Annotated in this window: 5 protein-coding genes; all 5 read left to right on the forward strand. The window is 70.8% G+C overall.

Annotated elements, in window-relative coordinates:
- Positions 1-229: 229 nt before the first annotated feature.
- Positions 230-1,363, forward strand: coding sequence for a glutathione-independent formaldehyde dehydrogenase (locus IJH84_RS03380; protein ID WP_200068600.1), 1,134 nt, complete (start codon positions 230-232; stop codon positions 1,361-1,363).
- A gap of 283 nt (positions 1,364-1,646) precedes the next feature.
- Positions 1,647-2,270, forward strand: coding sequence for a uracil phosphoribosyltransferase (gene upp, locus IJH84_RS03385; RefSeq protein WP_200068601.1), 624 nt, complete (start codon positions 1,647-1,649; stop codon positions 2,268-2,270).
- Positions 2,271-2,347: 77 nt separating this feature from the next.
- On the forward strand, positions 2,348-2,557 hold the full coding sequence (locus IJH84_RS03390) for a type II toxin-antitoxin system VapB family antitoxin (RefSeq protein WP_295140035.1): 210 nt from the start codon (positions 2,348-2,350) through the stop codon (positions 2,555-2,557).
- Positions 2,558-2,571: 14 nt separating this feature from the next.
- Positions 2,572-2,952 (forward strand): Fic family protein, encoded by a 381-nt coding sequence (locus IJH84_RS03395; protein ID WP_200068603.1) that lies wholly within the window; start codon positions 2,572-2,574, stop codon positions 2,950-2,952.
- Between the two features lie 136 nt (positions 2,953-3,088).
- On the forward strand, positions 3,089-4,078 hold a 990-nt coding region (locus tag IJH84_RS03400), incomplete at its 3' end, for a glycosyltransferase family 2 protein (protein WP_295140038.1).

Here is a 4,078-nt window from a genome sequence, read left to right on the forward strand (position 1 = left end):
GCCGCTGACCGTTCGGGCAGCTCGGCGCGCGCTGCACACGCAAGGTAGCGAAACGATCAGCGCACGCGGGCCGGTTCGGCGTGATCCGTCGTGGTGGCCGCCGACCGGAGCTACACGAACGGGGGACGCGCGACCGCAATTTCACGGGTAGTCGGGAGAGGTGCGCCCATCTGCATCCGCGCAGCGGTTCCCGCGCGTCCGGGGCCGCGACTGACGGAGGTGAGAACCCATGAAGGCAGTGGTCTACCGAGAGCCCTTCGCGGTCACCGTCGACGAGGTCGACCGGCCCGCCATCCACCACCCCAACGACGTGATCGTCCGCGTCACCTCCACCGCGATCTGCGGTTCCGACCTGCACATGTACGAAGGACGTACCGCGGCAGAGCCGGGGATCGTGTTCGGGCACGAGAACCTCGGCATCATCGACGAGGTCGGTTCGGGCGTGGTGAGCCTCAACCGCGGCGACCGGGTGGTCATGCCGTTCAACGTCGCCTGCGGCTTCTGCAAGAACTGCATGGCCGGGGACACCGCGTTCTGCCTCAACGTCAACCCTGGATTCGCCGGCGGCGCCTACGGCTACGTGTCGATGGGGCCGTACACCGGCGGGCAGGCCGAATTCCTGCGGGTGCCGTTCGCCGACTTCAACTGCCTGAAGCTGCCGCCGGACTCCAGCAAGGAGTCCGACTACGTGCTGCTGGCCGACATCTTCCCGACCGGCTACCACGGCTGCGAACTCGCCCAGGTCTCCCCGGGTGAGTCGTGCGTGGTCTACGGCGCCGGTCCGGTCGGGCTGATGGCGGCGTACTCCGCGCTGCTGCGCGGGGCCTCGCGGGTGTTCTGCGTCGACCGGGTGCCGGAACGGCTGGCCAAGGCCGAGGAGATCGGCGCCATCCCGATCGATTTCAGCGCGGGCGACCCGGTCGAGCAGATCAAGGACCAGACCGAGGGCGAAGGCACCGACAAGGGCGTCGACGCCGTCGGCTACCAGGCGCAGGTCGCGGACGCCTCCAAGGAGGAACCGGCCGTCGTGCTCAACTCGCTGATCCAGACCGTGCGCCCGACCGGGCGGCTCGGCGTGCCAGGGCTGTACGTGCCCGCCGACCCGGGCGGGCCCGACGAGCAGGCCAAGCAGGGCATGCTGCTGGTCGCCTTCGGCAAGCTGTTCGAGAAGGGCCAGGTCATCGGCACCGGTCAGTGCAACGTCAAGCGGTACAACCGGCAGTTGCGCGACATGATCACGGCCGGCCGCGCGGCACCGAGCTTCGTCGTCTCGCACGAGCTTTCGCTGTCCGACGCGCCCGACGCCTACCGGAAGTTCGACCAACGCGTGGAGGGCTACACCAAGGTCGTGCTGCACCCCTGACGGCGGCGGTGCACGGTCCGTCGACCTCGCGGACCGTGCACCGCGCGTGCCCGGGCCTGGAACAGCACGCCCTCGGCAGTCCGCGACCTCGACGTTGTCGTCGACGACAGCGTCGAAGGGTTCTGCCCGCCGTGCTCGGCACCGGACGACCGGTGACCCGGAGCCTGCCGACTGGTTTGATCAAGCCGATGCCGAAGCGAGGGAGCGAGCCGGCTGCACCCGGTCCGCTACGCCTCCGTCCCGTGGGCCGGGATGCTGACCTGGGTGATTAGTGTGGGCGGCCATGGACGTTCGGGTCGTGGACCATCCGCTGGCGAAATCGAGGCTCTCGACGATGCGCGACGCGCGCACCGAGAACGCCGCTTTCCGCGCCGCGCTGCAAGAACTCACCCTCATGCTGATCTACGAGGCCACCCGCGACGCCGAAGTCGCCGAAGGGACCATCCACACCCCGGTCGCCCGCACCACCGCGTACCGGCTGGCGGACCCGCCGCTGCTGGTGCCGGTGCTGCGGGCCGGGCTGGGCATGGCCGACCAGGCGCACCGGCTCATCCCGGAAGCGCAGATGGGTTTCGTCGGGCTCGCCCGCGACGAGGAGACGCTGCTGCCGACGCCGTACCTGGAGTCGCTGCCGGCCGACCTCGCGCAACACCCGGTGCTGGTGCTGGACCCGATGCTCGCCACCGGCGGGTCGATGCTGCACACCATCAACCTGCTGACCGGGCGCGGCGCCACCGACGTCACCGCGATCTGCACGCTCGCCGCTCCGGAAGGGCTGCGGCGGCTGGAGGAATCCGGGCTGCCGGTTCGGGTGGTGACCGCCAGCGTCGATGAGCGGCTCAACGAGTCCGGCTACATCGTTCCCGGGCTCGGGGACGCGGGGGACCGCGAGTACGGCGCGGTGTGAACCGCGGGCCTTGCCGGAGCGCGAACACCTGGAAGTTTGCTTGGGCGGGGTGCTGGTGCCGCGCTACCATCCTGCGCATGGCCATGACGGTGCGGCTGACCGACGAGGAGAGCGACCGGCTGGCGGAGTTGGCCGCCGCCGAGGGTTGCTCCCAGCAGGAGGTCGTTCGCTCGGCGCTCGCCGAGCGCTGGGCCCAGCGGACTAGCAAGGAACAACAGCTCGGCGAGGTCGTGGCGCGGGTGCTGCCCCGCTACCGGGGTTTGCTGGACAAGCTCGGCCCCGCATGATCGATCATTGATCGGTGCTCGTTTACCTCGACGTCTCCGATCTGCTGCTGCTGGCCACCGCGGTCACCGACGGCGACATGCTGGTGCGCGACAGCGGCCTGCTCGATTCGGCCGCGTACCGGCCGCGGGCCGAGGTCCTCGGTGTGCCCGCCTACGAGACGTTGTGGCTGAAATCGGCCGCGCTGCTGGATTCGCTGGTGCGCACCCGGCCGTTGCACGCCGGGAACTGGCGGCTCGGCTGGGTCGCGGCGGTCGCCATGTGCGACGTCAACGGCTGGTGGATCGAAGCCGACGAAGACGCGGCGCTGGAGCTGGTCCGGGAGGTCGGGCGGGACCAGCGGGCCATCGCCGACATCGCGGATTTCCTGGAGCGTTGGGCGAAACCCAAGGGCTGAGCGGATGGCTGCAGCCGCTGCGAACTGCAGCGACGCCGACGCCCCCTGCGATGGAACGGGCCGGACCGATGATGTTCGCGCGGTGTTCGCACGGGCGATCTCGGCTGCTTCGTCCGATTCGTGGCAGGCTGGGAACGTGGCTCTACCAAGATCCGCGATCGGGACGGCGCTGCTCGGCGCCGCGGTCGCCGGGGCCTGTTGGCGCAGCATCCGCACGGTGCGCCAGGCGCGTTCGGTCGTGCCGCTGCGCGAAGCCCCGTCCAGCTCGGTCCTCCCGGACACCGTCACCGTGGGCGTCCCCGCCCGCAACGAAGCCGCGGTGCTCGACGACTGCCTGCGCGGCATCCGGACCCAGACCTACGGCGCCGCGGACGCGAACACGCTGCGCATCGTGGTCGTCGACGACGGTTCCACGGACGGCACCGGCGACATCGCCCGCGGGCACGCCGAAGCCGATCCGCGCGTGCGCGTGGTGCACGTCGACGGCCCGCCGGAGGGCTGGAGCGGCAAGGTGCACGCGATGCACGTCGGCGTCGAATCCGCTGAACCGCCGGGCGCGGGGGAGTGGCTGCTTTTCGTGGACGCGGACACGGTGCTCGGGCCGGAACTGCTGGCACGGCTGCTGGCGACGGCCGAAGCGGGCGATTCCGATCTCGTTTCCACACCCGGCGGACCGCCGGCAGGCCACTCGGCCACTTGGCCGCTGCTGATGCCGCCGGGGCTGCAGATGATCGGGGAGAACGCCGCGCCGGACGGCCGGGGGCGCAAGGCGTTCGCGATCGGGCACTGCATCCTGCTGCGGCGTTCGCACTACGAGAAGATCGGCGGCTGGGCTTCGCTGGCCTCGATGCGCAACGAGGACGTCGCGATCGCCACGTCGGTGCGCGATCACGGCGGCAGCACCGCCACCGTGGACGGCCTGGATCACCTCACGACCTCCGGGATGGACCCGTTCGCGCAGGGCTGGAGCTCGTTCCGGAAGAGCTTCGTGGCCGGGACCAAGGAGTCGGTGCCGGTGCTGCTCGGCGGCGGAGTCGGGCAGATCGCGCTGTCGCTGGCCGCACCCGCGGCTGTGGCGTGGGGATCGCGCGGGCGACCGGTGCTGCTCGCGGTCGGTGCGGCCGGC

The organism is Saccharopolyspora sp. (assembly GCF_017434145.1).
GTDB classification, from domain to species: Bacteria; Actinomycetota; Actinomycetes; order Mycobacteriales; family Pseudonocardiaceae; genus Saccharopolyspora_C; species Saccharopolyspora_C galaxeae.

Bases quoted from the DNA above. Each gene is read 5' to 3' on its own strand.
- IJH84_RS03380 (WP_200068600.1), top strand. From the start codon at position 230: ATGAAGGCAGTGGTCTACCGAGAGCCCTTCGCGGTCACCGTCGACGAG.
- upp (WP_200068601.1), top strand. From the start codon at position 1,647: ATGGACGTTCGGGTCGTGGACCATCCGCTGGCGAAATCGAGGCTCTCG.
- IJH84_RS03390 (WP_295140035.1), top strand. From the start codon at position 2,348: ATGGCCATGACGGTGCGGCTGACCGACGAGGAGAGCGACCGGCTGGCG.